Annotated in this window: 18 protein-coding genes, 2 tRNA genes and 1 other RNA gene; 14 read left to right on the top strand and 7 right to left on the bottom strand. The window is 49.4% G+C overall.

Annotated features, from left to right (window positions below; all coding sequences use genetic code 11):
- Positions 1 to 264 precede the first annotated feature (264 nt).
- Genes LVQ77_RS03795 through narI form a run of 4 tightly spaced genes read left to right on the top strand, consistent with a single transcriptional unit; the run spans position 265 to position 6,921 of the window.
- Complete coding sequence (locus LVQ77_RS03795) at positions 265 to 4,011, top strand: nitrate reductase subunit alpha (protein WP_232903713.1); 3,747 nt, start codon at positions 265 to 267, stop codon at positions 4,009 to 4,011.
- On the top strand, positions 4,008 to 5,543 hold the full coding sequence (gene narH, locus LVQ77_RS03790) for a nitrate reductase subunit beta (RefSeq protein WP_232903712.1): 1,536 nt from the start codon (positions 4,008 to 4,010) through the stop codon (positions 5,541 to 5,543). Before LVQ77_RS03795 ends, narH begins: the two co-directional genes overlap by 4 nt.
- Positions 5,540 to 6,241, top strand: coding sequence for a nitrate reductase molybdenum cofactor assembly chaperone (gene narJ, locus LVQ77_RS03785; protein WP_232903711.1), 702 nt, complete (start codon positions 5,540 to 5,542; stop codon positions 6,239 to 6,241). Before narH ends, narJ begins: the two co-directional genes overlap by 4 nt.
- Positions 6,242 to 6,243: 2 nt before the next feature.
- Positions 6,244 to 6,921: a respiratory nitrate reductase subunit gamma gene (gene narI / locus LVQ77_RS03780; RefSeq protein WP_232903710.1), complete on the top strand. Its 678-nt coding sequence runs from the start codon at positions 6,244 to 6,246 to the stop codon at positions 6,919 to 6,921.
- A gap of 239 nt (positions 6,922 to 7,160) precedes the next feature.
- Here narI and LVQ77_RS03775 read toward each other — a convergent pair.
- The 5 genes from LVQ77_RS03775 to LVQ77_RS03755 all read right to left on the bottom strand — a co-directional run bounded on the left by LVQ77_RS03775 (position 7,161) and on the right by LVQ77_RS03755 (position 9,215).
- A non-coding RNA gene (locus tag LVQ77_RS03775) (RtT sRNA) lies at positions 7,161 to 7,291 on the bottom strand.
- 43 nt (positions 7,292 to 7,334) lie between these two features.
- Positions 7,335 to 7,419: transfer RNA gene (locus tag LVQ77_RS03770), tRNA-Tyr, on the bottom strand.
- Positions 7,420 to 7,610: 191 nt separating this feature from the next.
- Positions 7,611 to 7,695 (bottom strand) — tRNA-Tyr (locus tag LVQ77_RS03765).
- Positions 7,696 to 7,859: 164 nt separating this feature from the next.
- Entirely contained in the window at positions 7,860 to 8,705 is an 846-nt protein-coding gene (gene purU, locus LVQ77_RS03760) for a formyltetrahydrofolate deformylase (RefSeq protein WP_151995688.1), read from the bottom strand.
- 51 nt (positions 8,706 to 8,756) lie between these two features.
- On the bottom strand, positions 8,757 to 9,215 hold the full coding sequence (locus LVQ77_RS03755; protein WP_232903709.1) for a YchJ family protein: 459 nt from the start codon (positions 9,213 to 9,215) through the stop codon (positions 8,757 to 8,759).
- A gap of 175 nt (positions 9,216 to 9,390) precedes the next feature.
- On the opposite strand from LVQ77_RS03755, the gene rssA reads away from it, so the two are divergent.
- The 5 genes from rssA to LVQ77_RS03730 all read left to right on the top strand — a co-directional run bounded on the left by rssA (position 9,391) and on the right by LVQ77_RS03730 (position 15,030).
- Complete coding sequence (gene rssA, locus LVQ77_RS03750; protein WP_034455850.1) at positions 9,391 to 10,299, top strand: patatin-like phospholipase RssA; 909 nt, start codon at positions 9,391 to 9,393, stop codon at positions 10,297 to 10,299.
- Between the two features lie 93 nt (positions 10,300 to 10,392).
- On the top strand, positions 10,393 to 11,406 hold the full coding sequence (gene rssB, locus LVQ77_RS03745; RefSeq protein ID WP_232903708.1) for a two-component system response regulator RssB: 1,014 nt from the start codon (positions 10,393 to 10,395) through the stop codon (positions 11,404 to 11,406).
- A 200-nt stretch (positions 11,407 to 11,606) separates the two neighbouring features.
- Positions 11,607 to 12,515: a UTP--glucose-1-phosphate uridylyltransferase GalU gene (galU, locus tag LVQ77_RS03740; RefSeq protein ID WP_151995691.1), complete on the top strand. Its 909-nt coding sequence runs from the start codon at positions 11,607 to 11,609 to the stop codon at positions 12,513 to 12,515.
- A gap of 24 nt (positions 12,516 to 12,539) precedes the next feature.
- The gene (locus tag LVQ77_RS03735) at positions 12,540 to 13,880 is read left to right on the top strand and encodes a UDP-glucose dehydrogenase family protein (protein WP_064518490.1); all 1,341 of its coding nucleotides are present in this window, start codon (positions 12,540 to 12,542) and stop codon (positions 13,878 to 13,880) included.
- A 139-nt stretch (positions 13,881 to 14,019) separates the two neighbouring features.
- Entirely contained in the window at positions 14,020 to 15,030 is a 1,011-nt protein-coding gene (locus tag LVQ77_RS03730) for an NAD-dependent epimerase (protein WP_232864419.1), read from the top strand.
- Between the two features lie 143 nt (positions 15,031 to 15,173).
- On the opposite strand, the gene hns is transcribed toward LVQ77_RS03730, so the two are convergent.
- A complete protein-coding gene (hns, locus tag LVQ77_RS03725; protein ID WP_151995693.1) occupies positions 15,174 to 15,584 on the bottom strand; it encodes a histone-like nucleoid-structuring protein H-NS in 411 nt (136 codons plus the stop codon).
- Positions 15,585 to 16,139: 555 nt separating this feature from the next.
- On the opposite strand from hns, the gene tdk reads away from it, so the two are divergent.
- Complete coding sequence (tdk, locus tag LVQ77_RS03720) at positions 16,140 to 16,751, top strand: thymidine kinase (RefSeq protein WP_232864420.1); 612 nt, start codon at positions 16,140 to 16,142, stop codon at positions 16,749 to 16,751.
- A gap of 116 nt (positions 16,752 to 16,867) precedes the next feature.
- On the opposite strand, the gene adhE is transcribed toward tdk, so the two are convergent.
- Positions 16,868 to 19,552, bottom strand: coding sequence for a bifunctional acetaldehyde-CoA/alcohol dehydrogenase (gene adhE, locus LVQ77_RS03715; RefSeq protein ID WP_232903707.1), 2,685 nt, complete (start codon positions 19,550 to 19,552; stop codon positions 16,868 to 16,870).
- Positions 19,553 to 20,031: 479 nt separating this feature from the next.
- On the opposite strand from adhE, the gene LVQ77_RS03710 reads away from it, so the two are divergent.
- The 4 genes from LVQ77_RS03710 (at position 20,032) to oppC (ending at position 25,133) form a co-directional block, all read left to right on the top strand.
- Positions 20,032 to 20,679: a YchE family NAAT transporter gene (locus LVQ77_RS03710; protein WP_034455840.1), complete on the top strand. Its 648-nt coding sequence runs from the start codon at positions 20,032 to 20,034 to the stop codon at positions 20,677 to 20,679.
- 760 nt (positions 20,680 to 21,439) lie between these two features.
- Positions 21,440 to 23,074 (top strand): oligopeptide ABC transporter substrate-binding protein OppA, encoded by a 1,635-nt coding sequence (gene oppA, locus LVQ77_RS03705; RefSeq protein WP_232864422.1) that lies wholly within the window; start codon positions 21,440 to 21,442, stop codon positions 23,072 to 23,074.
- Positions 23,075 to 23,289: 215 nt separating this feature from the next.
- Positions 23,290 to 24,210, top strand: coding sequence for an oligopeptide ABC transporter permease OppB (gene oppB / locus LVQ77_RS03700; RefSeq protein ID WP_064518504.1), 921 nt, complete (start codon positions 23,290 to 23,292; stop codon positions 24,208 to 24,210).
- A 14-nt stretch (positions 24,211 to 24,224) separates the two neighbouring features.
- Entirely contained in the window at positions 24,225 to 25,133 is a 909-nt protein-coding gene (oppC, locus tag LVQ77_RS03695; RefSeq protein WP_064518507.1) for an oligopeptide ABC transporter permease OppC, read from the top strand.
- Positions 25,134 to 25,139: the final 6 nt, after the last annotated feature.

Here is a 25,139-nt window from a genome sequence, read left to right as displayed (position 1 = left end):
ACTTACCCCTTAATACCCAGTCGTTCTGATTTCTACTCCTTACAGAATGTAGAGAAAGGGTATTTTATTTATATATCAATTAATTAACTATCAATATTCGATTGCCACTTTGGTGGTATATCGCCACTTCGCGCTTAAAACATCCTCAACCCCAGTTGATCCTTATCAATTATCCCTTCATATGCGCGAGTTACCGTGCCGCCATCGTTAGTAATGTCGTTTTCATAAGATAGAGCCTCCAGGCTCCACATCAGGAGAACCCCGATGAGCAAATTTCTTGACCGGTTTCGGTACTTCAAACAGAAGGGCGAAACTTTTGCCGATGGACATGGCCAACTGCTCGATACCAATCGTGATTGGGAAGAAGGTTATCGCCAGCGTTGGCAACACGACAAAGTGGTGCGTTCCACTCACGGTGTAAACTGCACGGGCTCCTGTAGCTGGAAGATCTACGTCAAAAGCGGCCTGGTAACCTGGGAAACCCAGCAAACCGACTACCCGCGTACCCGCCCAGATATGCCAAACCATGAGCCACGCGGCTGCCCACGCGGCGCAAGCTACTCCTGGTATCTCTACAGCGCCAACCGTCTGAAATATCCTTTGATGCGCAAGCGTCTGATCCAACTGTGGCGTGAAGCGAAAACCCTGCATCAAGATCCGGTCGATGCCTGGGCTTCAATCATCAACGACCCGGAAAAAGCCAAAAGCTATAAACAAGCCCGTGGTCGCGGTGGTTTTGTGCGCTCAAGCTGGCAGGAGGTGAACGAGCTGATTGCCGCGGCTAACGTGTTTACCGCGAAAACTTTCGGCCCTGACCGTATCGCGGGCTTCTCGCCGATTCCGGCAATGTCGATGGTTTCTTATGCTTCCGGCGCTCGCTATCTTTCCCTGATTGGCGGTACCTGTCTGAGCTTCTACGACTGGTATTGCGATTTGCCGCCTGCGTCGCCGATGACCTGGGGCGAGCAGACTGACGTTCCTGAATCTGCCGACTGGTATAACTCCAGCTACATCATGGCCTGGGGCTCTAACGTTCCGCAGACCCGTACGCCGGACGCCCACTTCTTTACCGAAGTGCGTTACAAAGGCACCAAAACCGTCGCGGTAACGCCGGATTACGCTGAAATCGCCAAGCTGTGCGACCAGTGGCTGGCACCAAAACAAGGCACCGATGCGGCGATGGCGCTGGCGATGGGCCATGTGATGCTGCGTGAATTCCACCTCGATAACCCAAGCCAATATTTCACTGATTACGTGCGTCGTTATACCGACATGCCAATGCTGGTGATGCTGGAAGAGCGTGACGGCTTCTACGCCGCTGGACGCATGTTACGCGCCTCTGACCTGGTTGACGGTTTGGGCCAGGAAAATAACCCGCAGTGGAAAACGGTCGCCATGGACAGCCAGAACGGCGAGTTGCTGGCACCGAACGGTTCTATCGGTTATCGCTGGGGCGAGAAAGGCAAGTGGAACCTGGAGCAGCGCGACGGCACCAGTGGCGAAGAGGCCGAACTGCGCCTGAGCCTGCTCGGCAGCCACGATGAAGTGGCGGAAGTTGGCTTCCCATACTTCGGCGGTGAAAGCACCGAGCATTTTAGCAACGTGAAGCTCGATAACGTGCTGATGCATAAACTGCCGGTTAAACGCATTCAGCTGGCAGACGGTTCTACCGCATTGGTGACCACCGTTTATGACCTGACGCTGGCGAACTACGGTCTGGATCGCGGCCTGAATGACGAAAACTGTGCGTCCAGCTACGACGATGTAAAAGCGTATACTCCGGCGTGGGCGGAGCAGATTACCGGCGTAACTCGCCAGAACATCATCCGCATCGCTCGTGAATTTGCTGACAACGCCGACAAAACCCATGGCCGTTCGATGATCATCGTCGGCGCCGGTATGAACCACTGGTTCCACATGGACATGAACTACCGTGGTCTGATCAATATGCTGATCTTCTGCGGTTGCGTCGGCCAGAGCGGCGGCGGTTGGGCACACTATGTTGGCCAGGAAAAACTGCGCCCACAAACCGGCTGGACTCCGCTGGCGTTCGCCCTCGACTGGCAGCGCCCGCCGCGCCAGATGAACAGCACGTCATTCTTCTACAACCACTCCAGCCAGTGGCGCTACGAGTCGTTGACTGCCGAAGAACTGCTGTCGCCGTTGGCGGATAAATCCCGTTATAGCGGCCATTTGATTGACTTCAACGTGCGTGCTGAACGCATGGGCTGGTTGCCGTCGGCACCACAGCTTAATACCAACCCGCTGCACATTGCGAAGCAGGCGAAAGCGGCAGGCATGAGCCCGGCTGATTTCACCGCGCAGCAACTGAAAAGCGGCGACATTCGCTTTGCCGCAGAACAACCGGATGCGGGCAATAACCATCCGCGCAACTTATTCGTCTGGCGTTCAAACCTGCTGGGTTCTTCCGGTAAGGGCCACGAGTACATGCTCAAATATTTGCTCGGTACCGAGAACGGTATTCAGGGTAAAGATCTGGGTAAAGAAGGCGGTGTAATGCCGGAGGAAGTCGAGTGGCTGGATAACGGGCTGGACGGCAAACTGGACTTAGTGGTGACGCTGGACTTCCGCCTGTCGAGCACCTGCTTGTATTCCGATATCGTGCTGCCAACGGCGACCTGGTATGAGAAAGACGACATGAATACTTCGGATATGCATCCGTTTATTCACCCGCTTTCTGCCGCTGTTGACCCAGCCTGGGATTCAAAAAGCGACTGGGAAATCTATAAAGCCATCGCGAAGAAATTCTCCGAAGTGTGCGTCGGGCATTTGGGCAAAGAAACCGACGTGGTGACGCTGCCGATTCAGCATGATTCCGCCGCAGAACTGGCGCAGCCGTTTGGCGTGATGGACTGGAAAAAAGGCGAATGTGATCTGATTCCGGGCAAAACCGCACCGCATCTAATCACCGTTGAACGTGATTACCCGGCGACTTACGAGCGTTTCACCTCGATTGGCCCGCTGATGGAAACCATCGGCAACGGCGGCAAAGGTATTGCGTGGAACACACAGTCCGAAATGGATCTGCTGCGTAAGCTCAACTACACCAAAACCGAAGGCCCGGCGAAAGGCCAGCCGACTCTCAACACGGCGATCGATGCCGCGGAAATGATCCTCACCCTGGCACCGGAAACCAACGGCCAGGTTGCGGTAAAAGCCTGGGCGGCACTCAGCGAATTTACCGGACGCGACCACACGCACCTGGCGCTCAATAAAGAAGACGAAAAGATTCGCTTCCGCGATATCCAGGCGCAGCCACGCAAAATCATCTCCAGCCCAACCTGGTCGGGTCTGGAAGATGAACACGTTTCCTACAGCGCCGGTTATACCAACGTTCACGAGCTGATCCCATGGCGCACGCTGTCAGGCCGCCAGCAACTTTACCAGGATCACCAGTGGATGCGTGATTTTGGCGAAAGCCTGCTGGTGTACCGTCCGCCGATTGATACCCGCTCCGTGAAAGGCGTGATGGGTAAAAAATCTAACGGTAACCCAGAGAAAGCGTTGAACTTCCTGACGCCGCACCAGAAATGGGGCATTCACTCAACCTACAGCGACAACTTGCTGATGCTGACGTTGTCGCGCGGCGGGCCGATTGTCTGGATGAGCGAAATCGACGCCAAAGATTTGGGCATCGTCGATAACGACTGGATTGAAGTATTCAACAATAACGGTGCTTTGACCGCGCGTGCGGTGGTGAGTCAGCGTGTGCCGGAAGGCATGACCATGATGTACCACGCGCAGGAACGTATCGTGAACCTGCCGGGTTCTGAAATTACCGGTCAGCGTGGTGGTATCCATAACTCGGTCACCCGAATTAGCCCGAAACCGACGCACATGATTGGCGGCTATGCGCAGCTGGCTTACGGCTTTAACTACTACGGCACCGTCGGTTCAAACCGTGATGAGTTCGTAGTGGTACGTAAGATGAAAGACATTAACTGGTTAGACGGTGAAGGCAACGACCAGAAACAGGAGAGCGTAAAATGAAAATTCGTTCACAAGTCGGCATGGTGCTGAATCTTGATAAATGCATCGGCTGTCACACCTGTTCTGTGACCTGTAAAAACGTCTGGACCAGCCGCGAAGGGATGGAGTACGCGTGGTTCAACAACGTGGAAACCAAACCGGGAACCGGCTACCCAACTGACTGGGAAAACCAGGAAAAATGGAAGGGCGGCTGGCTCCGTAAAATTAACGGCAAACTGCAACCGCGCATGGGTAACCGCGCGATGCTGCTGGGCAAAATCTTCGCTAACCCGCATCTGCCGGGCATCGACGATTACTACGAACCGTTTGATTTCGACTATCAGCATCTGCATAACGCGCCAGCAGGCAAGCATCAGCCGATTGCGCGCCCACGCTCGCTGATTACCGGCCAGCGGATGAACAAAATCGAAGCAGGCCCGAACTGGGAAGACGATCTGGGTGGCGAGTTTGAAAAGCTCTCCAAAGATCAGAACTTCCAGAACATGCAAAAAGCGATGTATGGCCAGTTCGAAAACACCTTTATGGCGTACCTGCCGCGCTTGTGCGAACACTGCCTGAACCCAGCGTGTGCGGCGACGTGCCCGAGTGGTGCCATTTACAAACGTGAAGAAGACGGCATTGTGCTGATTGACCAGGACAAGTGCCGCGGCTGGCGCATGTGTATTACCGGTTGCCCGTACAAAAAAATCTACTTCAACTGGAAGAGTGGTAAATCTGAGAAGTGCATCTTCTGTTATCCGCGAATCGAAGCGGGCCAGCCAACGGTGTGTTCGGAAACCTGTGTGGGCCGTATTCGCTACCTCGGCGTGTTGTTGTATGACGCGGATGCGATTGAATCCGCAGCCAGCACCGAGAACGAGAAAGATCTGTACGAGCGCCAGTTGGGTATTTTCCTCAATCCAAACGATCCGGCGGTTATCGAGCAGGCGCGCAAAGACGGCATCCCGAATAGCGTTATCGAAGCCGCACAGCAGTCGCCAGTTTATAAAATGGCGATGGACTGGAAGCTGGCGCTGCCGCTGCACCCGGAATATCGCACGCTGCCGATGGTCTGGTATGTGCCGCCGTTGTCGCCAATTCAGTCTGCGGCTGACGCGGGTGAACTGCCGCACACCGGGATCCTGCCTGACGTTGAAAGCCTGCGTATTCCGGTGGAATACCTGGCGAATTTGCTGACCGCGGGCGACACCGCGCCGGTTCTTCGCGCTCTGAAACGCATGATGGCGATGCGCCACTACAAGCGTGCGGAAACGGTAGAAGGCGTTCACGATATCAGCGCGCTGGAAGAAGTGGGCTTGACCGAAGCGCAGGCGCAGGAAATGTATCGCTATCTGGCGATTGCCAACTACGAAGACCGTTTCGTAGTGCCATCAAGCCACCGCGAGCTGGCTGCAGATGCCTTTCCGGAAAGTAAAGGTTGTGGTTTCAGCTTCGGCGACGGTTGCCACGGTTCGGATTCCAAATTCAACCTGTTCAACAGCAAGCGTATCGATGCGATTGATGTATCCAGCAAAACGGAGCCAAAACCATGATTGAACTTCTGGTGATTTCCCGTCTGCTTGAGTACCCGGATGCTGCCCTATGGCAGCATCAGCAGGAACTGCGCGATGCGATGGCTGAAGGAAGCGCGTTGAATTTGCAGCAGGCGGCTCAGCTTAACGGTTTCATTACTTCGTTGTGCAGCCGCGATTTGCTGGATGCGCAGGCGAGTTACAGCGAGTTGTTTGACCGTGGTCGCGCGACTTCACTGCTGCTGTTTGAACACGTTCACGGCGAATCCCGTGACCGTGGGCAGGCGATGGTTAACCTGATGGGGCAGTACGAGCAAGCCGGGATGGAGATCGACAGCCGCGAGCTGCCGGACCATTTGCCGCTGTATCTGGAATATCTGTCGCAGCGTGAAGAAAGTGAAGCGCGTGGCGGTTTGCAGGATGTCGCACCGATTCTCGCCCTGCTGGCTGCGCGCCTGAAACAGCGCGAAAGTGATTATGCGGCGCTGTTTGATGTGCTGCTCGGCCTGTCGCAAAGCGATGTGGCGGTTGAGAGCGTGAGCAAGCAGATTGCTGGCGAAGCGCGCGATGATACGCCGCAGGCGCTGGATGCGGTATGGGAAGAAGAGCAGGTGAAATTTGTGGCTGACGCCGGTTGCGGTGAATCTGAAATTTCCAGCCATCAGAAGCGTTTTGCCGGGGCTGTCGCTCCGCAGTATCTGAATATCGGAGGACAGTAATCATGCAATTTCTCAATGTGTTCTTCTACGACATGTATCCGTACATTTGCGGGACGGTATTCCTGCTGGGGAGCTGGTTGCGTTACGACTACGGCCAGTACACCTGGAAAGCGGGTTCCAGCCAGATGCTGGATCGCAAAGGGATGAATCTGGCGTCAAACCTGTTCCATATCGGGATTCTCGGGATTTTTGCCGGTCACTTCCTGGGGATGTTAACGCCGCACTGGATGTACGAGTCGTTCCTGCCGATTGATGTGAAGCAGAAGATGGCGATGATTGCCGGTGGCGCGTGCGGTGTGATGACGCTGGTGGGCGGTTTGCTGCTGCTGAAACGCCGCCTGTTTAACCCGCGCATTCGTGCAACGTCGAGCGTGGCGGATATTCTGATTCTCAGCCTGTTAGTGATTCAGTGTGCGTTGGGTTTGTTGACGATTCCGTTTTCGGCGCAGCATATGGACGGCAGCGAGATGATGAAGCTGGTGGGCTGGGCACAGGCGGTGGTGACTTTCCACGGCGGTGCATCTGAGTATCTGGACGGCGTGGCGTTTATCTTCCGCGTGCATTTGGTATTGGGCATGACGCTGTTCCTGCTGTTCCCGTTCACCCGTCTGGTGCATGTGTGGAGCGCACCGGTGGAGTATTTGACGCGTAAGTATCAGATTGTGCGCGCTCGCCGCTGACGGTTGTTGGTTGGATTGAAAATACCTGGCTTCGGCCGGGTATTTTTTTGTGTTTTTTTGGTGGGGCTGTGTCGGATGACGCTGCGCTTATCCGACCTACGGATCGGTTTTGCGTTTGTGGTTTTGCGTTTTGTGTTTGGTTTTGAATTTGGTTTTGTAGGTTGGATAAGCGAAGCGTCATCCAACAGAGGTGTTGAATATGGTGCGATTTGGAATAGTTGGGAAGGTACTTCAGAAGATGGTGACGGGGGAAGGATTACTCGACGCTTTGCGTCTCGCCCTTCGGGTCGTTGCCTGCGGCAACGCTTTCTCGCTTCGCTCGAATCGAACCTTAGTCGAAGCTTCTCATCCTTCCCCAACGGGAATATGGAAGATTGTACGATTTGGATGAGCTGGGAAGGTGTTGCAAAGAATGGTGGCGGGGGAAGGATTCGAACCTTCGAAGTCGATGACGGCAGATTTACAGTCTGCTCCCTTTGGCCGCTCGGGAACCCCGCCAGGGGTGTTGGGTACTGCTAAAGCCTGATTGGTGTTGCCTTGTTGAACATAGTGGGAAGGATGACCGTTGCTAAAGCAACGTTGTCTCACTACGTTCGACTCGAACCTTAATCGAAGATTCTCGTCCTTCCCCAATAAGTGCTCATCTCAATGATAACTTATTGCCTTAACCACAATGTAGTGGTCAAGAATGGTGGCGGGGGAAGGATTCGAACCTTCGAAGTCGATGACGGCAGATTTACAGTCTGCTCCCTTTGGCCGCTCGGGAACCCCGCCAGGGGTATTACATTTTGTTGGCTTTCTTACTCGCCTCCTTCGTCTGGAAGCGGGGCGCATCATATCAAATGAAGCGCCGCTGTAAAGCATTCACTGTAAGAAAATGAATCGTTTGCCGTTTTTTTACACGTAACGTCGCAAACCTAAGCAATTACATGATTGATCTACAGAATAATCGTGCGATTACCGTATACAAACACGCGCTGGGCCAGCACTTGATACAGTGCGCGGCTGAGAACATTTTTTTCAACATCACGCCCGGCACGCATCATATCTTCTGCAGTGTAGGTGTGATCGACGTGAATCACATCCTGCATGATGATTGGGCCTTCATCCAGGTTGTCGTTCACATAGTGCGCGGTGGCACCGATGATCTTCACGCCGCGCTCGTACGCCTGGTGATAAGGACGCGCACCGATGAACGCAGGCAGGAACGAGTGGTGGATGTTGATAATCTGGTTCGGGAAGCGCGAAACAAACTCAGGCGTCAACACACGCATGTATTTCGCCAGTACCACGTAGTCCGGTTTGTGCGCTGCAATCGCGTCGGCCATTTGTTGGTCGTGATCTTCGCGCGTCAGACCTTCATGGCTGACAAGCTCAAACGGAATATCAAAACGCTCAACCAGCGTGCGCAGAGTTTCGTGGTTGCCGATAACGGCAGCGATCTCAACATCGAGGCCGCCATAATTGGCTTTCATTAATAAGTCACCCAGGCAGTGCGCTTCTTTGGTTACCAGGATCACCACGCGACGACGACCCGCAGGAATGAGTTCACGCACCGAACCTTCAGGCAATGCGCCATCTAAATCAGCCAGTAGCGTGTTGTCGTTGAAAATCCCCTCAAGCTCGGTACGCATAAAGAAGCGCCCGGTGCGATGGTCAACAAACTCGTTGTTCTGAACAATGTTCAGTTCGTGCTTGTAACAAATGTTAGTGATCTTGGCGATCAGGCCCTTAGCGTCAGGGCAAATGGTGCGGAGTACTTTTCGCTGTAGTGCTTGTGTCACGGGGAAATCCTGTTGTGCGTGTGTTTGCTAATTGATTTGTGCCACGGTGAGTTAACGACCACAACACTTTTTATATTTTTTTCCAGAACCGCAAGGGCAGGGGTCATTGCGACCAAATTGCGGGCGTGTTCCATCGACATAGTACCACTGGCCGTTTTCCTTTAAGAAACGCGAACGCTCGATAATGCCACTTTCTTCGCCTTGTTCTTCAAAGCGCGCGACAAAACTGACGAAACCTTCGTTTTCATCGCGTCCGGCAGCAGCTTCATAAACTGTCAGACCTAACCACTTGGTTGTGCCAAAACTTCCTGAAATATCTGATTTCAGCGAAGGGCTGCGGGTTTGCGGGTGCCAGGTCGTGACAAGATAGTCTGCGTCCTGCATCACATACGCACTATAACGTGAACGCATTAGCTGTGATGGGGTTGGCGCGGGCTTGTCTGCGCGTAGGTAAGGCTGGCAACATACGCTATACTCCAGACCGCTACCACAAGGGCAAAGTTGCGACACAGCATCTCCTTGGTTACAAAAAATAGTCAGCGTAAATACGCGGGGTAGTTATGTTAACTGAGCTGTGGCGAGTTCGCCACGAGGTGATATATCCATGGGCATTTGAGTTGCAATCAACACCTCCCGCAGCTTGAAGAATGATGGGTATAAACCGGGGAAGAAAGACCGAGGCAAAATGAGACAGGTAAAGATCGGCCTGGCATTAGGGTCGGGAGCAGCAAAAGGATGGGCGCATATTGGTGTCATTAATGCGTTAAAACGAGCAGGCATTCAGGTTGATATCGTTGCAGGTTGCTCGGTTGGGGCACTGGTCGGTGCCGCGTATGCAAGTAATCGCTTACCTATGATGGAACGATGGGTGCGATCGTTCGGCTATTGGGATGTACTGCGACTAATGGATCTTTCCTGGCGTCGTGGCGGTTTGTTGCGTGGCGAGCGCGTGTTCAACAACGTCCGTAAAATCATCACTGAAGAAAAAATTGAAGACTGCGCGCTGCGTTTTGGCTCTGTTGCCACCAATTTAAGTACTGGACGTGAATTGTGGTTCACGGATGGTGATTTGCATCAGGCTGTTCGAGCCTCTTGCAGTATGCCGGGGCTATTGTCGCCGGTCGGGTATAACGGCTACTGGCTGGTGGATGGCGCAGTGGTTAACCCGGTGCCTGTTTCGCTAACGCGTGCGCTGGGTGCCGATATCGTGATTGCCGTCGACCTGCAACATGATGCGCATTTGATGCAGCAAGATTTACTCTCCGTCAATATGACGACTCCTCTGGCTGAAAATCAGGTGCAGCCTGATTCATGGCGTGGTCGTTTGCGCGAACAGCTCGGCAAAATCACTACCCGTCGTGCCAATACCACGCCAACGGCCATGGAAATCATGACCACCTCTATTCAGGTGTTGGAAAACCGCTTAAAGCGTAACCGTATGGCGGGTGACCCACCGGATATTTTGCTGCAACCTTTTTGCCCCCAGATTTCAACGCTTGATTTCCACCGTGCCGCGGAAGCGATAAGTGCGGGCAGTCTTGCCGTCGAGAAAAAGATGGATGAGCTGCTGCCATTGGTTCGTACCCATGATTGAGTATGGTGAAAACTCGCATCTTCAGGCAATTCTGACAGGCGGTGATTGTCATACCATGCCACTATTGATCTATCGCCAGTCAGGGGAGCGAAAATGACACAGCCACTCGTTGGAAAACTGATTCTCATTGTTGAGGATGAGCCCGTTTTCCGCTCTTTACTGGAAAATTATCTCTCTTCCTTAGGTGCGGTCATTGCCGTTGCCGTTGATGGTATAGATGCTCTGGAAAAGATGACCAGTTTTGCGCCCGATCTGCTGATTTGCGATCTGGCTATGCCGCGCATGAATGGATTGAAGCTGGTAGAGCACTTGCGTAATGAAGGCGTACAGACGCCAATCCTTGTGATCTCAGCCACCGAGAACATGTCAGATATCGCCAAAGCCTTACGCTTTGGGGTGCAGGATGTTCTGCTCAAGCCAATTAAAGACCTCAATCGTCTGCGTGAAACAGTCTTCGCCTGCCTCTATCCCAACATGTTTAATTCGCGTGTTGAAGAAGAAGAGCGGCTGTTTCAGGACTGGGATGCGCTGGTCAGCGACCCGCAGGCTGCATCTACGCTACTTCAAGAACTACAACCCCCGGTACAACAGGTGATTTCGCATTGCCGGGTGAATTACCGCCAGTTAATCACTCATAATCAACCAGGACTTGTTCTGGATATTGCTGCTTTGTCAGAGAACGACCTGGCATTTTATTGCCTTGATGTGACAAGAGCAGGGGATAATGGGGTGCTGGCGGCGCTGTTATTACGAGCGCTATTTAACGGGCTATTGCAGGAACAACTTTCCAAACAAAACCAACGTTTACCTGAGCTCGGTAATTTACTCAAACAAGTGAATCAATTATTACGTCAGGCCAATCTTACCGGGCAGTTTCCGCTGATGGTGGGTTATTACCATAGTGAACTCAAAAACCTCATTTTGGTCTCGGCGGGGCTAAATGCCACCTTAAATACCGGTGAGCATCAAATTCAGGTCAGCAACGGTGTGCCTTTGGGAACACTGGGCAATACTTATCTCAATCAAATTAGCCAGCGTTGTGAGTCCTGGCAGTGTCAGGTTTGGGGAAGTGGCGGGCGATTACGGCTGATGTTGTCTGCGGAATGAGCATCTGGATGGTTGAAATCATTTAGGTTTTCTCCCCTATCATTGCTGGTGGTAATATCGTATCTATCCAAATCGTATTAGTCTTAAATTATCAACGCAACGGGTAAACAGCCGCAGATTCCATTTTTAAGCTGATATACTCGAGACGTTTTTTTAATTGACGTGCAAGTGAAAACTTGAACAGTCCAGGAGATTTTTCAATGGCTGCCATTAATTCTAAAGTAAGAAAAGCAGTAATCCCTGTCGCGGGATTGGGCACACGTATGTTACCGGCTACCAAGGCTATTCCAAAAGAGATGTTGCCTTTAGTCGATAAACCGTTAATTCAGTATGTGGTCAATGAATGTATCGCCGCGGGCATTACTGAAATTGTGCTGGTGACTCACTCTTCGAAAAACTCCATCGAAAACCACTTCGATACCAGCTTCGAACTTGAAGCCATGCTCGAAAAACGTGTTAAGCGCCAGTTGCTGGATGAAGTTCAGGCTATTTGCCCTCCGCATGTCACTATCATGCAGGTTCGTCAGGGCCTGGCTAAAGGCCTGGGGCACGCAGTGCTGTGCGCCCATCCGGTTGTCGGCGATGAGCCAGTAGCCGTTATTCTGCCAGATGTAATTCTTGATGAGTTCGAATCCGATCTTTCGCAGGATAACCTGGCCGAAATGATCAAACGTTTTGATACTACAGGCCACAGCCAAATCATGGTTGAGCCGGTAGAAGATGTTACCGCTTACGGTGTTGTTGACTGCAAAGGCGTTGAGTTAAACGAAGGTGACAGCGTGCCAATGGTCGGTATTGTTGAGAAACCTAAAGCCAATGTTGCACCATCTAATCTTGCAGTTGTAGGCCGTTATGTGCTGACTGCTGATATTTGGCCGCTGTTGTCCAAAACACCTCCAGGTGCTGGTGATGAAATTCAGCTGACTGACTCCATTGCTATGTTGATGGAAAAACAGACTGTTGAAGCCTATCACATGAGAGGCGTGAGCCATGACTGTGGTAACAAACTCGGTTATATGCAGGCGTTTGTGGAGTACGGTATCCGTCACAGCACTTTGGGCGCAGACTTTAAAGCCTGGCTAGAAGAGACAGTTGGCGCGAAAAAGTAATTCATTTCAACGCAGGATAGAAAGATGAAAGTTACTGTATTTGGTATCGGCTATGTTGGACTTGTTCAGGCTGCAGTGCTTGCGGAAGTTGGTCACGATGTAATGTGCATAGATGTCGATGCGAAGAAAGTCGAAAATCTGAAAAACGGCGTGATCCCAATTTTTGAACCCGGCTTAACGCCACTGGTGAAGAAAAACTATGAAGAAGGCCGTTTACAGTTCAGCACCGATGCTGAATTGGGCGTCCATCATGGTGAAATGCAATTTATTGCCGTTGGAACTCCGCCGGATGAAGACGGTTCTGCTGACCTGAAATATGTCACCGCTGTTGCACGTACTATCGCGCAGCACATGACATCCCACAAAGTTGTGCTCGATAAATCTACCGTTCCTGTCGGAACAGCAGACAAAGTTCGCAACGTAATGGAAGAGACGCTGAAAGCCCGTGGCGTGGATATTCCATTTGATGTGGTTTCTAACCCTGAATTTCTGAAGGAAGGTGCGGCAGTTTCTGACTGCATGCGCCCTGAGCGTATTGTTATCGGTACCGATAACGATGATGTGGTGGATTTGCTGCGTGAATTGTACGAGCCGTTCAATCGCAACCACGATCGCATGATCCTGATGGATATCCGTAGTGCTGAGCTGACCAAGTACGCCGCGAACTGCATGCTGGCGACTAAAATTAGCTTTATGAACGAAATCTCCAACCTGGCAGAACGGCTGGGCGCAGATATCGAAAAAGTGCGTATGGGTATTGGTTCAGACTCCCGCATCGGCTACAGCTTTATTTACCCTGGCTGCGGTTATGGTGGCTCCTGCTTCCCTAAAGATGTGCAGGCTCTGATTCGTACCGCTCAGCAGATTGGCTACACGCCACGTATTCTGCAAGCGGTAGAAGAGGTCAACCACGACCAGAAGTTAAAACTCCCTGAGTTTATTACTCGTCATTTCGGTGAAGATCTGAAAGGTAAAACCTTCGCGCTGTGGGGACTTTCATTCAAACCGAATACCGACGATATGCGTGAAGCCTCTAGCCGCGTCCTGATGGAAGCGCTGTGGGAACGCGGTGCTCAGGTGCAGGCGTATGACCCGGAAGCAATGGACGAAGCTCAGCGCATTTACGGACATCGTCCAGATCTGAAATTGATGGGAACTAAAGAAGCCGCATTACAAGATGCAGATGCTCTGGTTATTTGTACAGAGTGGCAAAGTTTCCGTGCACCTGATTTTGATGCAATCAAGAAATCCCTAAAGCAACCAGTTATCTTTGACGGCCGTAACCTGTATGATCCTGAGAGACTTAACAAACGCGGCTTTGTCTATTATGCAATCGGCCGCGGAGCGTCCATCAATATTGCGTAATATATCCTAAATAATTCAAGCTGCATCGCGGCGGCAAGTGAACACATCCCGATGAACTTACATCAGTAGGTGATTCGGGTATGTTTACGAAGCCAACAAAGATGTAGTTTGAAGTATGACGGGTATAAATGAGGATTATATGAAATTTTTGGTTACCGGCAGTGCAGGCTTTATTGGGTTTCATGTCAGTGAACGTTTGCTGGCAGCCGGTCACCAGGTTATCGGTATCGATAACCTGAATGACTATTACGATGTCAATCTTAAGCAAGCTCGTCTTGATCTCCTCGCACCACATTCTTCATTCCGTTTCGATAAAATTGACCTTGCCGATCGTAATGCCATGGCGGAATTATTTGCCAAAGAGAAATTTGATCGTGTGATTCATCTTGCTGCACAAGCAGGTGTACGTTATTCCATCGATAACCCTCACGCCTATGCTGATTCAAACCTTGTGGGGCATTTAAATGTTCTTGAAGGTTGTCGCCATAATAAAGTGGGGCATCTGTTATATGCTTCGTCCAGTTCGGTATATGGGCTAAATCGCAAACTTCCGTTCTCAACTGATGACACTGTCGATCATCCAATATCATTATATGCGGCAACCAAAAAAGCTAACGAGTTGATGTCGCATACGTACTCGCACTTATATGGGTTACCGACGACCGGGTTACGCTTTTTCACCGTTTATGGTCCATGGGGCCGCCCGGATATGGCGTTATTTAAATTTACTCGTGCGATTGTCGAAGGAAAGAGTATCGACGTTTATAATCATGGGCAAATGCGTCGTGACTTCACTTATATTGATGATATTGCAGAGGCAATCGTTCGTTTGCAGGATGTCATTCCGCAAGCCGATGCCACGTGGACAGTAGAGGAAGGAACTCCGGCGACAAGCTCAGCACCTTATCGAGTTTATAATATCGGGAACAGTAATCCGGTTACGTTGATGGATTATATTACTGCCCTTGAAACCTCTTTAGGTAAGGTTGCCCAGAAGAATATGATGCCTATGCAGCCAGGTGACGTTCTGGAGACGAGTGCGGACACGAAGGCGTTGTACGATGTCATTGGCTTTAAACCACAGACATCGGTTCAGGATGGCGTACAGCGCTTCGTAGACTGGTATAAGGCATTCTATAAAGTCAGCTAATGCTGAGAAGTTAAATGAAAAAAGGAAGCCTGGCTTCCTTTTTTTATGAGCACTATTTGTAGTAACAAAGATTCTGCTAATGATGCGCTCAAAATAAAAATCCCGCCGAAGCGGGATTTAATAAGCAGCACTAAAAGCGAAAATTAGGCGATCAGGAAGTCTTCCAGTTTCTTGCCTTGCTCTTCCATTGCTTTTTTGATTACAGCTGGAGTACGGCCTTGGCCAGTCCAGGTTTTGCTTTCGCCGTTTTCGTCGATGTACTGATATTTAGCTGGACGTGCAGCGCGTTTAGCTTTGCCTGTAGTTTTAACAGCAGCCATGCTATTCAGTAATTCATTAGGATCAATGCCGTCAGCAATTAGCATTTCACGGTATTGTTGCAGTTTACGAGTACGCTCTTCAATTTCTGCAGCAGCAGCGTTATCTTCTTCACGGCGTTCGTTAACAACAACTTCTAATTTTTCCAGCATTTCTTCCAGCGTTTCCAGGGTACATTCTCTGGCTTGTGCACGAAGAGTACGGATGTTGTTCAGAATTTTAAGTGCTTCGCTCATTTTAGTAATCTCAAACTTATATTGATGGTTGGCTTGTTGGGCTAATAATAGAGGCTTAAATTAAGTTCTGCAATAGGAAGTAATGTAAGGAATTCAAAATTCCATAATATTTTGTCGATTTATAAAAGGGTATTAACTTAAATTTTGGCTTGCATCTAAGGTAAACAAAACGTGGGGAACTCACTTTTTCTACAACAACCCTGATAGTTTCAGGGTTGCCGAAGTAGTAAATTGAGACATAAACGCATTAATGGTGAAATATCAACCTTTGGTATTATTGCCTGTAATGGTGGATATTTTTAATAGATAGTTATTATTGATGATCCAATAGATTTCAGGGAGTACCAGCAAAAACACTGAAAACTCCGTAAGTTAAGTGCAACGTGATGAACATCAAACATCTGCCGATTTCAGGCATTCCACGCTATGGTTTATATATCTCTCTAACAATCTATGAATTCTTCCTGGAGTCATAAGGTAAAAGCAACTCCCTAACGGCTTATGATATAATCCTGTGTTAATAATATTTACATTTTAACTCAGGCTAGCTGACCAATGGCACAACTTTACTTTTACTATTCCGCAATGAACGCGGGTAAATCTACGGCATTACTGCAATCGTCATACAACTATCAAGAGCGCGGAATGCGTACATTGGTGTATACCGCAGAAATTGACAATCGGTTTGGTTCTGGAAAGGTGAGTTCGCGTATTGGATTATCGTCGCCCGCAAAGCTCTACAATGACTCAACCCAATTATTCAATGAAATACGTGAAGAGCATCAGCGGGACGCTGTGCATTGCGTACTGGTAGATGAATGCCAGTTCCTGACACGCGATCAAGTTCTGGCGTTATCAGACGTCGTGGATGAATTAGATATTCCCGTATTATGTTATGGCCTACGCACTGATTTTCAGGGCGAGTTATTTGGCGGAAGCCAATATTTATTAGCGTGGTCAGACAAACTCGTGGAATTAAAAACTATCTGTTTTTGTGGACGTAAAGCCAGCATGGTTTTGCGCCTCGACCAGGAAGGTCGTCCGTATAACCAGGGAGAACAGGTTGTGATTGGTGGGAACGAGCGCTATGTGTCTGTTTGCCGTAAACACTATAAAGAAGCGCTGCAAACAGGCTCTCTGGAAGGCATTCAGAGCGAATTAAATTAAATAGGAAGGCAGATGAGTGCCTTTCTCAATCATCGTCGTGAGAGGCTTTGTGCGGCGTTTTTAGAAAGCAGAAACAAAAAAACCCGCCGAAGCGGGTTTTTTATTAGCTATTACAATTAAGCGGTTTTCTTCGCTTTCTTGTCAGCTTTCGCGGCAGGAGCTGCTGTTTTAGCCTGTGCTGCTTCGTTGCCTTCTTCGGAGAATTCACGACCGTAGAAGGTATCCATCAGAATTTGTTTCAGTTCAGAGATCAGTGGGTAACGTGGGTTAGCACCGGTACACTGGTCATCGAACGCATCTTCAGACAGTTTGTCAACGTGAGCCAGGAAGTCAGCTTCCTGAACACCAGCTTCGCGGATGGACTTAGGAATACCCAGTTCAGCCTTGATGCTGTCAAGCCATGCCAGCAGTTTCTCAATCTTAGCAGCAGTACGGTCGCCCGGTGCGCTCAGACCCAGATGGTCTGCGATTTCAGCATAACGACGACGCGCTTGTGGGCGGTCATACTGGCTGAATGCAGTCTGCTTAGTTGGGTTGTCGTTCGCGTTATAACGGATAACGTTGGAGATCAACAGGGCGTTCGCCAGACCGTGAGGAATGTGGAACTGAGAACCCAGTTTGTGAGCCATTGAGTGACACACACCCAGGAAGGCGTTCGCAAACGCGATACCCGCGATGGTCGCAGCGTTGTGTACACGCTCACGAGCAACTGGGTTTTTAGAGCCTTCGTTGTAAGATGCTGGCAGGTTTTCTTTCAGCAGTTTCAGTGCTTGCAGAGCCTGGCCGTCAGAGAACTCGCTCGCCAGAACAGAAACATAAGCTTCCAGTGCGTGAGTTACGGCATCAAGACCACCGAATGCACACAGGGACTTAGGCATGTCCATGACCAAGTTGGCATCAACAATCGCCATATCTGGAGTCAGAGCGTAGTCAGCCAGTGGGTATTTCTGACCAGTAGCATCATCAGTTACAACAGCAAACGGAGTCACTTCTGAACCAGTACCGGAAGTGGTGGTAACCGCGATCATTTTCGCTTTTACGCCCATTTTCGGGAACTTGTAGATACGCTTACGGATGTCCATGAAGCGCAGAGCCAGTTCTTCGAAGTGAGTTTCTGGGTGCTCGTACATAACCCACATGATTTTCGCAGCATCCATCGGTGAACCACCACCCAGCGCGATAATCACGTCTGGTTTGAAGGAGTTCGCCAGTTCTGCACCTTTACGTACTACGGACAGAGTTGGATCAGCTTCTACTTCGAAGAATACTTCAGTTTCAACGCCAGCTGCTTTCAGAACAGAAGTGATCTGGTCTGCATAACCGTTGTTGAACAGGAAACGGTCGGTAACGATCATCGCACGTTTGTGACCATCAGTAATCACTTCGTCCAGCGCGATTGGCAGGGAGCCACGGCGGAAGTAGATAGATTTCGGAAGTTTATGCCACAACATGTTCTCAGCTCGCTTAGCAACGGTTTTCTTGTTGATCAGGTGCTTAGGACCCACGTTCTCAGAGATAGAGTTACCACCCCATGAGCCACAACCCAGAGTCAGGGAAGGCGCGAGTTTGAAGTTGTACAGGTCACCGATACCACCCTGAGAAGCAGGGGTGTTGATCAGGATACGTGCAGTTTTCATTTTGTCGCCGAAGTGCTTAACGCGCTCTGGCTGGTTGTCCTGGTCTGTGTACAGGCAAGAGGTGTGGCCGATGCCGCCCATCTCCACCAGTTTCTCAGCTTTAACAACTGCATCTTCGAAGCTCTTAGCACGGTACATAGCCAGAGTTGGAGACAGTTTTTCGTGAGCGAATGGCTCAGATTCGTCAACAACACTTACTTCACCAATCAGGATCTTGGTGTCAGCCGGTACTGTGAAGCCTGCCAGTTCAGCAATTTTAGTTGCTGGCTGACCAACGATAGCTGCGTTCAGTGCGCCGTTTTTCAGGATGATATCCTGAACAGCTTTCAGCTCTTTACCCTGCAGCATGTAGCCGCCGTGGGATGCAAAACGTTCGCGCACTGCGTTGTAAGCAGAGTCAACAACGATAACTGATTGCTCGGAAGCACAGATTACGCCGTTATCGAAGGTTTTAGACATCAGGATAGAAGCAACAACACGTTTGATGTCGGCAGTTTCGTCAACAACAACAGGGGTGTTACCTGCGCCTACGCCGATTGCTGGTTTACCGGAGCTGTATGCTGCTTTAACCATGCCTGGGCCACCAGTTGCCAGAATCATGTTGATATCTGGGTGGTGCATCAGAGCGTTAGACAGTTCGACAGATGGCTGGTCAATCCAACCGATCAGATCTTTAGGTGCACCAGCAGCGATCGCAGCTTGCAGAACGATGTCTGCTGCTTTGTTGGTCGCGTCTTTTGCACGTGGGTGTGGAGAGAAGATGATCGCGTTACGAGTCTTCAGGCTGATCAGAGACTTAAAGATAGCCGTTGAAGTTGGGTTAGTCGTTGGCACGATACCGCAGATAATACCGATTGGCTCAGCGATGGTGATAGTCCCGAAGGTGTGGTCTTCATCCAACACACCGCAGGTTTTCTCATCTTTATAGGCGTTGTAGATATACTCTGAAGCAAAGTGGTTTTTGATCACTTTATCTTCAACGATACCCATGCCAGATTCAGCAACGGCCAGTTTCGCGAGAGGGATTCGAGCATCTGCAGCAGCCAGAGCGGCGGCGCGGAAGATTTTATCAACTTGCTCTTGAGTAAAGTTGGCATATTCACGCTGGGCTTTCTTGACGCGCTCTACAAGTGCGTTAAGTTCAGCGACATTAGTTACAGCCATAATGCTCTCCTGATAATGTTTAAACTCTTTTAGTAAATGAGCTGCTCGAGACGACAGTATAGTCAGCGGGCAACAGCTTGCGTAAGACACGAGCCACGACTATCCAAAAACTTCCCAAAACATCTTGCTGATTTACTAAAAGAGCCTACCTAAAAAAACCTATTCATCTTCTGAATCATTTGCTCTTCAGATGCATCAAGAGTACTCACTTCTGAGTAGGTTTTTTGTGATATAAATCACAATATTTTAAGGCTGACTCCATTCAGCAGGGAGGATTCAGGTAACTGATAAGTCTTTAAAATTTTAGTCACAGCAAAGATAAAACAAATTACCATATTTTCAACAAGTGGGTAACAATATCGTTTAATATCGCATTTGCTAATAAAAGTAGTTATCTATGCTGCGAAAGTGCGTGGCGCCAGCACCTGTTTTCCATTACATTACGCCGGCCTTTGCTACGTTCATTCGCGGAGTTTTGAGTGGCTCAATCCTTGTTCGATTTGCCTACCTATTTTAAGTTCTTTATTGGCTTGTTCGCGCTGGTAAACCCAGTGGGGATCATTCCTGTATTCATCAGTATGACCAGCTACCAAACGGCGTTGGCCAGGAATAAAACAAACCTTACCGCCAACTTGTCGGTAGCGATTATTTTATGGACGTCGTTGTTCCTCGGTGACGGTATTCTGCAATTATTTGGCATATCAATTGATTCTTTCCGCATTGCTGGCGGTATCCTGGTGGTCACCATTGCGATGTCGATGATCAGCGGTAAGCTCGGGGAAGATAAACAGAACAAACAAGAAAAATCAGAAAGCGCTATCCGTGAAAGTGTGGGTGTTGTGCCATTAGCATTGCCTTTAATGGCAGGTCCCGGTGCAATCAGTTCGACTATTGTATGGGGCACGCGTTACCATAGCTGGAATTATTTGGTTGGTTTTTCAATCGCTATTGCACTCTTTGCTTTTTGTTGCTGGTTGGTTTTCCGCCTTGCCCCGTGGTTAGTCCGTTTGTTGGGGCAAACCGGCATCAACGTTATCACCCGTATTATGGGGTTGTTGTTGATGGCGCTGGGTATCGAATTTATAGTGACTGGCCTGAAAACGATCTTCCCAGGGTTATTAAGTTAGTTCTGCTGAAACCGGCATATGAAAAAGCAGAATAGCCATTCTGCTTTTTTTTGTTAATTTTTTACCAATGCGATTAAAGCATAAGCATTTTTTTAGTTTTCATAAGAAAATTATTCATAAGAAAATGCTTTGGAAACCGCGTATTAACAACCTTCACTTTTCCCCGCTGTACATAAAACTGACAATCAGTTCGTTATTTAACTCACACTACACAATGATGCTTGCTGCCGCTTTATTGAGATGATATTAGTAAATCATGCTATCCAGTAGATGAATGTGCTAAAAAACAACCAATTGTTATTTTTTCGTGAATGACAGCTGAGTGCCATCAGTCTGCGTGAAATCCATCTTTTTGGTCACCGGTATCTCTTTTATTTTTAAAGAGTTAACCGAGTGTTTTGCACGGCAAAAGCATCGTTACGAACCAGTCTCCACATAGATAAAAGAGAAATGGTTAACAAATTTGCAAATTGTATTGGCGAGCGTCAAAGGCTTTTGATACTTTCCGGGCAACACAATTATCTGAGAAATGTTTCATTTACAGATGACTCATAAAAATCAACCTGAGTACAGGGTGGGTTGATTAAGAATCGACGGAACAGGGTGCCAATAAGAGCGTCCCAAAAAATAAAGTCGGTGATAGCAAGTAATACAGAAGTTAATCCGGACAGTCGCATAACGCTCTTGCGCTGTTAAGGAACCCTAAGGGGAAGAGGCTGGCTTTCGGGTCGGTAATTATAATGAGTGGAGTATCAACACAATGTCCATCATCACAAAAAAAAGTCTGGTAGCAGCAAGCATTTTATCCGCGCTAATCGTAGGCAATGTGGCCATGGCGGCCGAAGTTCCTGCAGGTGTTCAACTGTCAGAAAAGCAAACGTTGATCCGAAATAACGGTGCTGAACCACAGTCTCTGGACCCAAATAAGATTGAAGGTGTTCCTGAGTCAAACGTCAGCCGTGATCTGTTTGAAGGTTTATTGATTACTTCTCCAAAAGACGGTCACCCAATTCCGGGAGTAGCAGAGTCCTGGGATAATAAAGATTTCAAAGTCTGGACCTTCCATCTGCGTAAAGATGCGAAATGGTCTAACGGCGAGCCAGTCACAGCGCAAGATTTCGTTTATAGCTGGCAGCGTCTGGTTGATCCAAATACTGCTTCCCCATACGCAAGCTACCCGCAATACGGCCATATCGTAAACGTTGATGCCATCATCGACGGCAAAATGAAACCAAGTGAACTGGGCGTAAAAGCCATTGACGACCACACTCTGGAAGTCACTTTGAGCGAGCCTGTTCCTTACTTCTACAAACTTCTGGTTAACCCGGCGATGTCCCCGGTGAACAAAACCGCCATTGAGAAGTTTGGTGAGAAGTGGACCCAACCTGCAAACATCGTGAGCAACGGTGCTTATAAACTGAAAGACTGGGTTGTTAACGAACGCATCGTAATGGAGCGTAATACTAATTATTGGGATAACGCGAAAACCGTTATTTCGCAAATCACCTATCTGCCAATCTCTTCCGAAGTCACGGATGTGAACCGCTATCGCAGCGGCGAGATTGACATGACGTATAACAACCTGCCAATCGAGCTGTTCCAGAAACTGAAAAAAGAAATTCCAGCTGAAGTACACGTTGACCCATATCTGTGTACTTACTACTACGAAATTAACAACCAGAAAGCTCCATTTAACGATGCGCGTGTCCGTACCGCTCTGAAACTGGGTCTGGATCGTGACATTATCGTTAATAAAGTGAAGGCGCAGGGCGATCTGCCAGCATATGGCTATACCCCTCCTTATACTGACGGTGCAAAACTGACTAAACCTGAGTGGTTCTCATGGACTCAGGAAAAACGTAACGAAGAAGCTAAGAAGTTGCTGGCTGAAGCGGGTTACACCAAAGATAAACCGCTGACCTTCGACCTGTTGTACAACACCTCCGATCTGCACAAGAAACTGGCTATCGCAGCTGCTTCTATCTGGCAGAAAAACCTCGGTGTGAACGTTAAGTTGGTAAACCAGGAGTGGAAAACCTTCCTCGATACGCGTCACCAGGGTAACTACAACGTTGCACGTGCTGGCTGGTGTGCGGATTACAACGAACCGACTTCCTTCCTGAACACAATGCTGTCTTCAAGCTCAATGAACACCGCGCATTATAAGAGCCCAGCCTTTGACGCCATTATGGCGGAATCGCTGAAAGCGACTGATGATGCACAACGCGCTGCTGCATACGATAAAGCGGAACAGCAATTGGGCAAAGATTCTGCAATCGTTCCGGTTTATTACTACGTGAATGCCCGTCTGGTGAAACCATGGGTTGGCGGTTATACCGGTAAAGACCCGATGGATAATATCTATACTAAAGATATGTATATCATCAAACATTAATGGCAATTCGTGGGGCAGGTTTTATCCCTCATACTTCACGCTGCAGGTGCGTTAACTGCGCTCATTCACCCCAGTCACATAGTTTTCTATGTTCCTGGGGGTTCATGAGCTTGTCGCCTTCCTGCAACGTGAATTATTTAAGATAAAAGGGTAGAGCTTGCCCCATCGTGTCTTATTTTATCGCACTCTAAAGGCACAGCCAGAAGGTACGGGCAATGTTGAAATTTATTCTGCGTCGTTGTCTGGAAGCAATTCCGACACTATTTATTCTTATAACAATTTCATTCTTCATGATGCGCCTTGCGCCAGGTAGCCCTTTTACCAGCGAACGCGCACTGCCGCCGGAAGTTATGGCGAACATTGAAGCCAAATACCATTTAAACGATCCGATCTCGACCCAGTATTTCAGTTATCTGAAACAACTGGCTCACGGTGATTTTGGCCCGTCATTTAAATATAAAGATTATTCAGTGAACGACCTGGTGGCCTCAAGCTTCCCAGTCTCGGCAAAATTGGGTGCTGCTGCATTTATCTTTGCCGTTGTTTTAGGGGTTTTCGCTGGGGTTATTGCCGCACTGAATCAAAATACCAAATGGGATTACGCCGTAATGGGGATAGCCATGACCGGGGTAGTTATCCCGAGCTTCGTGGTTGCGCCATTACTGGTTCTGATATTTGCGATAACCCTCAAGTGGTTGCCCGGAGGCGGGTGGAACGGAGGGGCCATTCAATACATGATCCTGCCAATGGTCGCGTTGTCTTTGGCTTATATTGCCAGTATCGCGCGTATCACTCGTGGCTCCATGATTGAAGTTCTGCACTCAAACTTTATCCGTACCGCACGTGCGAAAGGTTTACCGATGCGCCGCATTATTTTGCGCCACGCGTTGAAACCTGCACTGCTACCCGTTCTGTCATATTTGGGCCCGGCATTTGTCGGTATCATCACAGGCTCGATGGTTATTGAAACCATTTACGGATTACCGGGTATCGGCCAGTTGTTCGTAAACGGAGCGTTGAACCGTGACTATTCATTGGTTCTGAGCCTGACCATTCTGGTTGGCGCGCTGACTATTCTCTTTAACGCGATTGTTGATGTGCTGTATGCCGTTATCGATCCGAAAATCCGTTACTGACGCTGGAGTACGCCATGATGTTGAGTAATAAAAACAGCGAGGCGCTGGAAAACTTCAGTGAAAAACTAGAAGTAGAAGGCCGTAGCCTTTGGCAAGACGCCCGTCGCCGCTTTATGCATAACCGTGCAGCGGTAGCGAGTTTGATTGTCCTGGCACTTATCGCGCTGTTCGTGACCTTCGCGCCGATGCTGTCGCAATTTAGCTATTTTGATACCGATTGGGGAATGATGTCGGCTGCACCGGATATGACCTCAGGTCACTATTTCGGGACGGACTCCTCGGGCCGTGACCTGCTGGTTCGTGTCGCAATCGGTGGTCGTATCTCGTTGATGGTTGGTGTTGCAGCGGCACTGGTCGCGGTAGTAGTTGGCACATTGTATGGCTCGCTTGCGGGTTATCTGGGTGGCAAAACCGACTCTGTGATGATGCGTCTGCTTGAGATCCTCAACTCCTTCCCATTCATGTTCTTCGTAATTTTGCTGGTGACATTCTTCGGGCAAAACATCCTGCTGATTTTTGTCGCAATCGGCATGGTTTCCTGGCTGGATATGGCGCGTATCGTGCGTGGCCAGACGCTGAGCCTGAAACGTAAAGAGTTCATTGAAGCAGCCCAGGTTGGCGGTGTTTCTACCGTTAACATTGTAGTTCGTCATATTGTGCCGAACGTGCTCGGCGTGGTGGTGGTTTATGCTTCGCTGCTGGTGCCAAGCATGATCCTGTTCGAATCTTTCCTGAGCTTCCTGGGTCTGGGTACACAAGAGCCATTAAGTAGCTGGGGTGCATTGTTGAGCGATGGTGCCAACTCCATGGAAGTTTCCCCATGGTTGCTGATGTTCCCGGCAGGCTTCCTGGTTATCACTCTGTTCTGTTTCAACTTTATCGGCGATGGCCTGCGTGATGCCCTCGACCCGAAAGATCGTTAAGGAGTG

The organism is Buttiauxella cochleicola (assembly GCF_021282435.1).
Taxonomy (GTDB): Bacteria; Pseudomonadota; Gammaproteobacteria; order Enterobacterales; family Enterobacteriaceae; genus Buttiauxella; species Buttiauxella massiliensis.
The sequence above is the reverse complement of the archived record's forward strand: the minus strand, read 5'-3'. Positions and strand labels throughout refer to the sequence as shown.

Bases quoted from the DNA above. Each gene is read 5' to 3' on its own strand.
- LVQ77_RS03795 (WP_232903713.1), top strand. From the start codon at position 265: ATGAGCAAATTTCTTGACCGGTTTCGGTACTTCAAACAGAAGGGCGAA.
- narH (WP_232903712.1), top strand. From the start codon at position 4,008: ATGAAAATTCGTTCACAAGTCGGCATGGTGCTGAATCTTGATAAATGC.
- narJ (WP_232903711.1), top strand. From the start codon at position 5,540: ATGATTGAACTTCTGGTGATTTCCCGTCTGCTTGAGTACCCGGATGCT.
- narI (WP_232903710.1), top strand. From the start codon at position 6,244: ATGCAATTTCTCAATGTGTTCTTCTACGACATGTATCCGTACATTTGC.
- rssA (WP_034455850.1), top strand. From the start codon at position 9,391: ATGAGACAGGTAAAGATCGGCCTGGCATTAGGGTCGGGAGCAGCAAAA.
- rssB (WP_232903708.1), top strand. From the start codon at position 10,393: ATGACACAGCCACTCGTTGGAAAACTGATTCTCATTGTTGAGGATGAG.
- galU (WP_151995691.1), top strand. From the start codon at position 11,607: ATGGCTGCCATTAATTCTAAAGTAAGAAAAGCAGTAATCCCTGTCGCG.
- LVQ77_RS03735 (WP_064518490.1), top strand. From the start codon at position 12,540: ATGAAAGTTACTGTATTTGGTATCGGCTATGTTGGACTTGTTCAGGCT.
- LVQ77_RS03730 (WP_232864419.1), top strand. From the start codon at position 14,020: ATGAAATTTTTGGTTACCGGCAGTGCAGGCTTTATTGGGTTTCATGTC.
- hns (WP_151995693.1), bottom strand. From the start codon at position 15,584: ATGAGCGAAGCACTTAAAATTCTGAACAACATCCGTACTCTTCGTGCA.
- tdk (WP_232864420.1), top strand. From the start codon at position 16,140: ATGGCACAACTTTACTTTTACTATTCCGCAATGAACGCGGGTAAATCT.
- adhE (WP_232903707.1), bottom strand. From the start codon at position 19,552: ATGGCTGTAACTAATGTCGCTGAACTTAACGCACTTGTAGAGCGCGTC.
- oppA (WP_232864422.1), top strand. From the start codon at position 21,440: ATGTCCATCATCACAAAAAAAAGTCTGGTAGCAGCAAGCATTTTATCC.
- oppB (WP_064518504.1), top strand. From the start codon at position 23,290: ATGTTGAAATTTATTCTGCGTCGTTGTCTGGAAGCAATTCCGACACTA.
- oppC (WP_064518507.1), top strand. From the start codon at position 24,225: ATGATGTTGAGTAATAAAAACAGCGAGGCGCTGGAAAACTTCAGTGAA.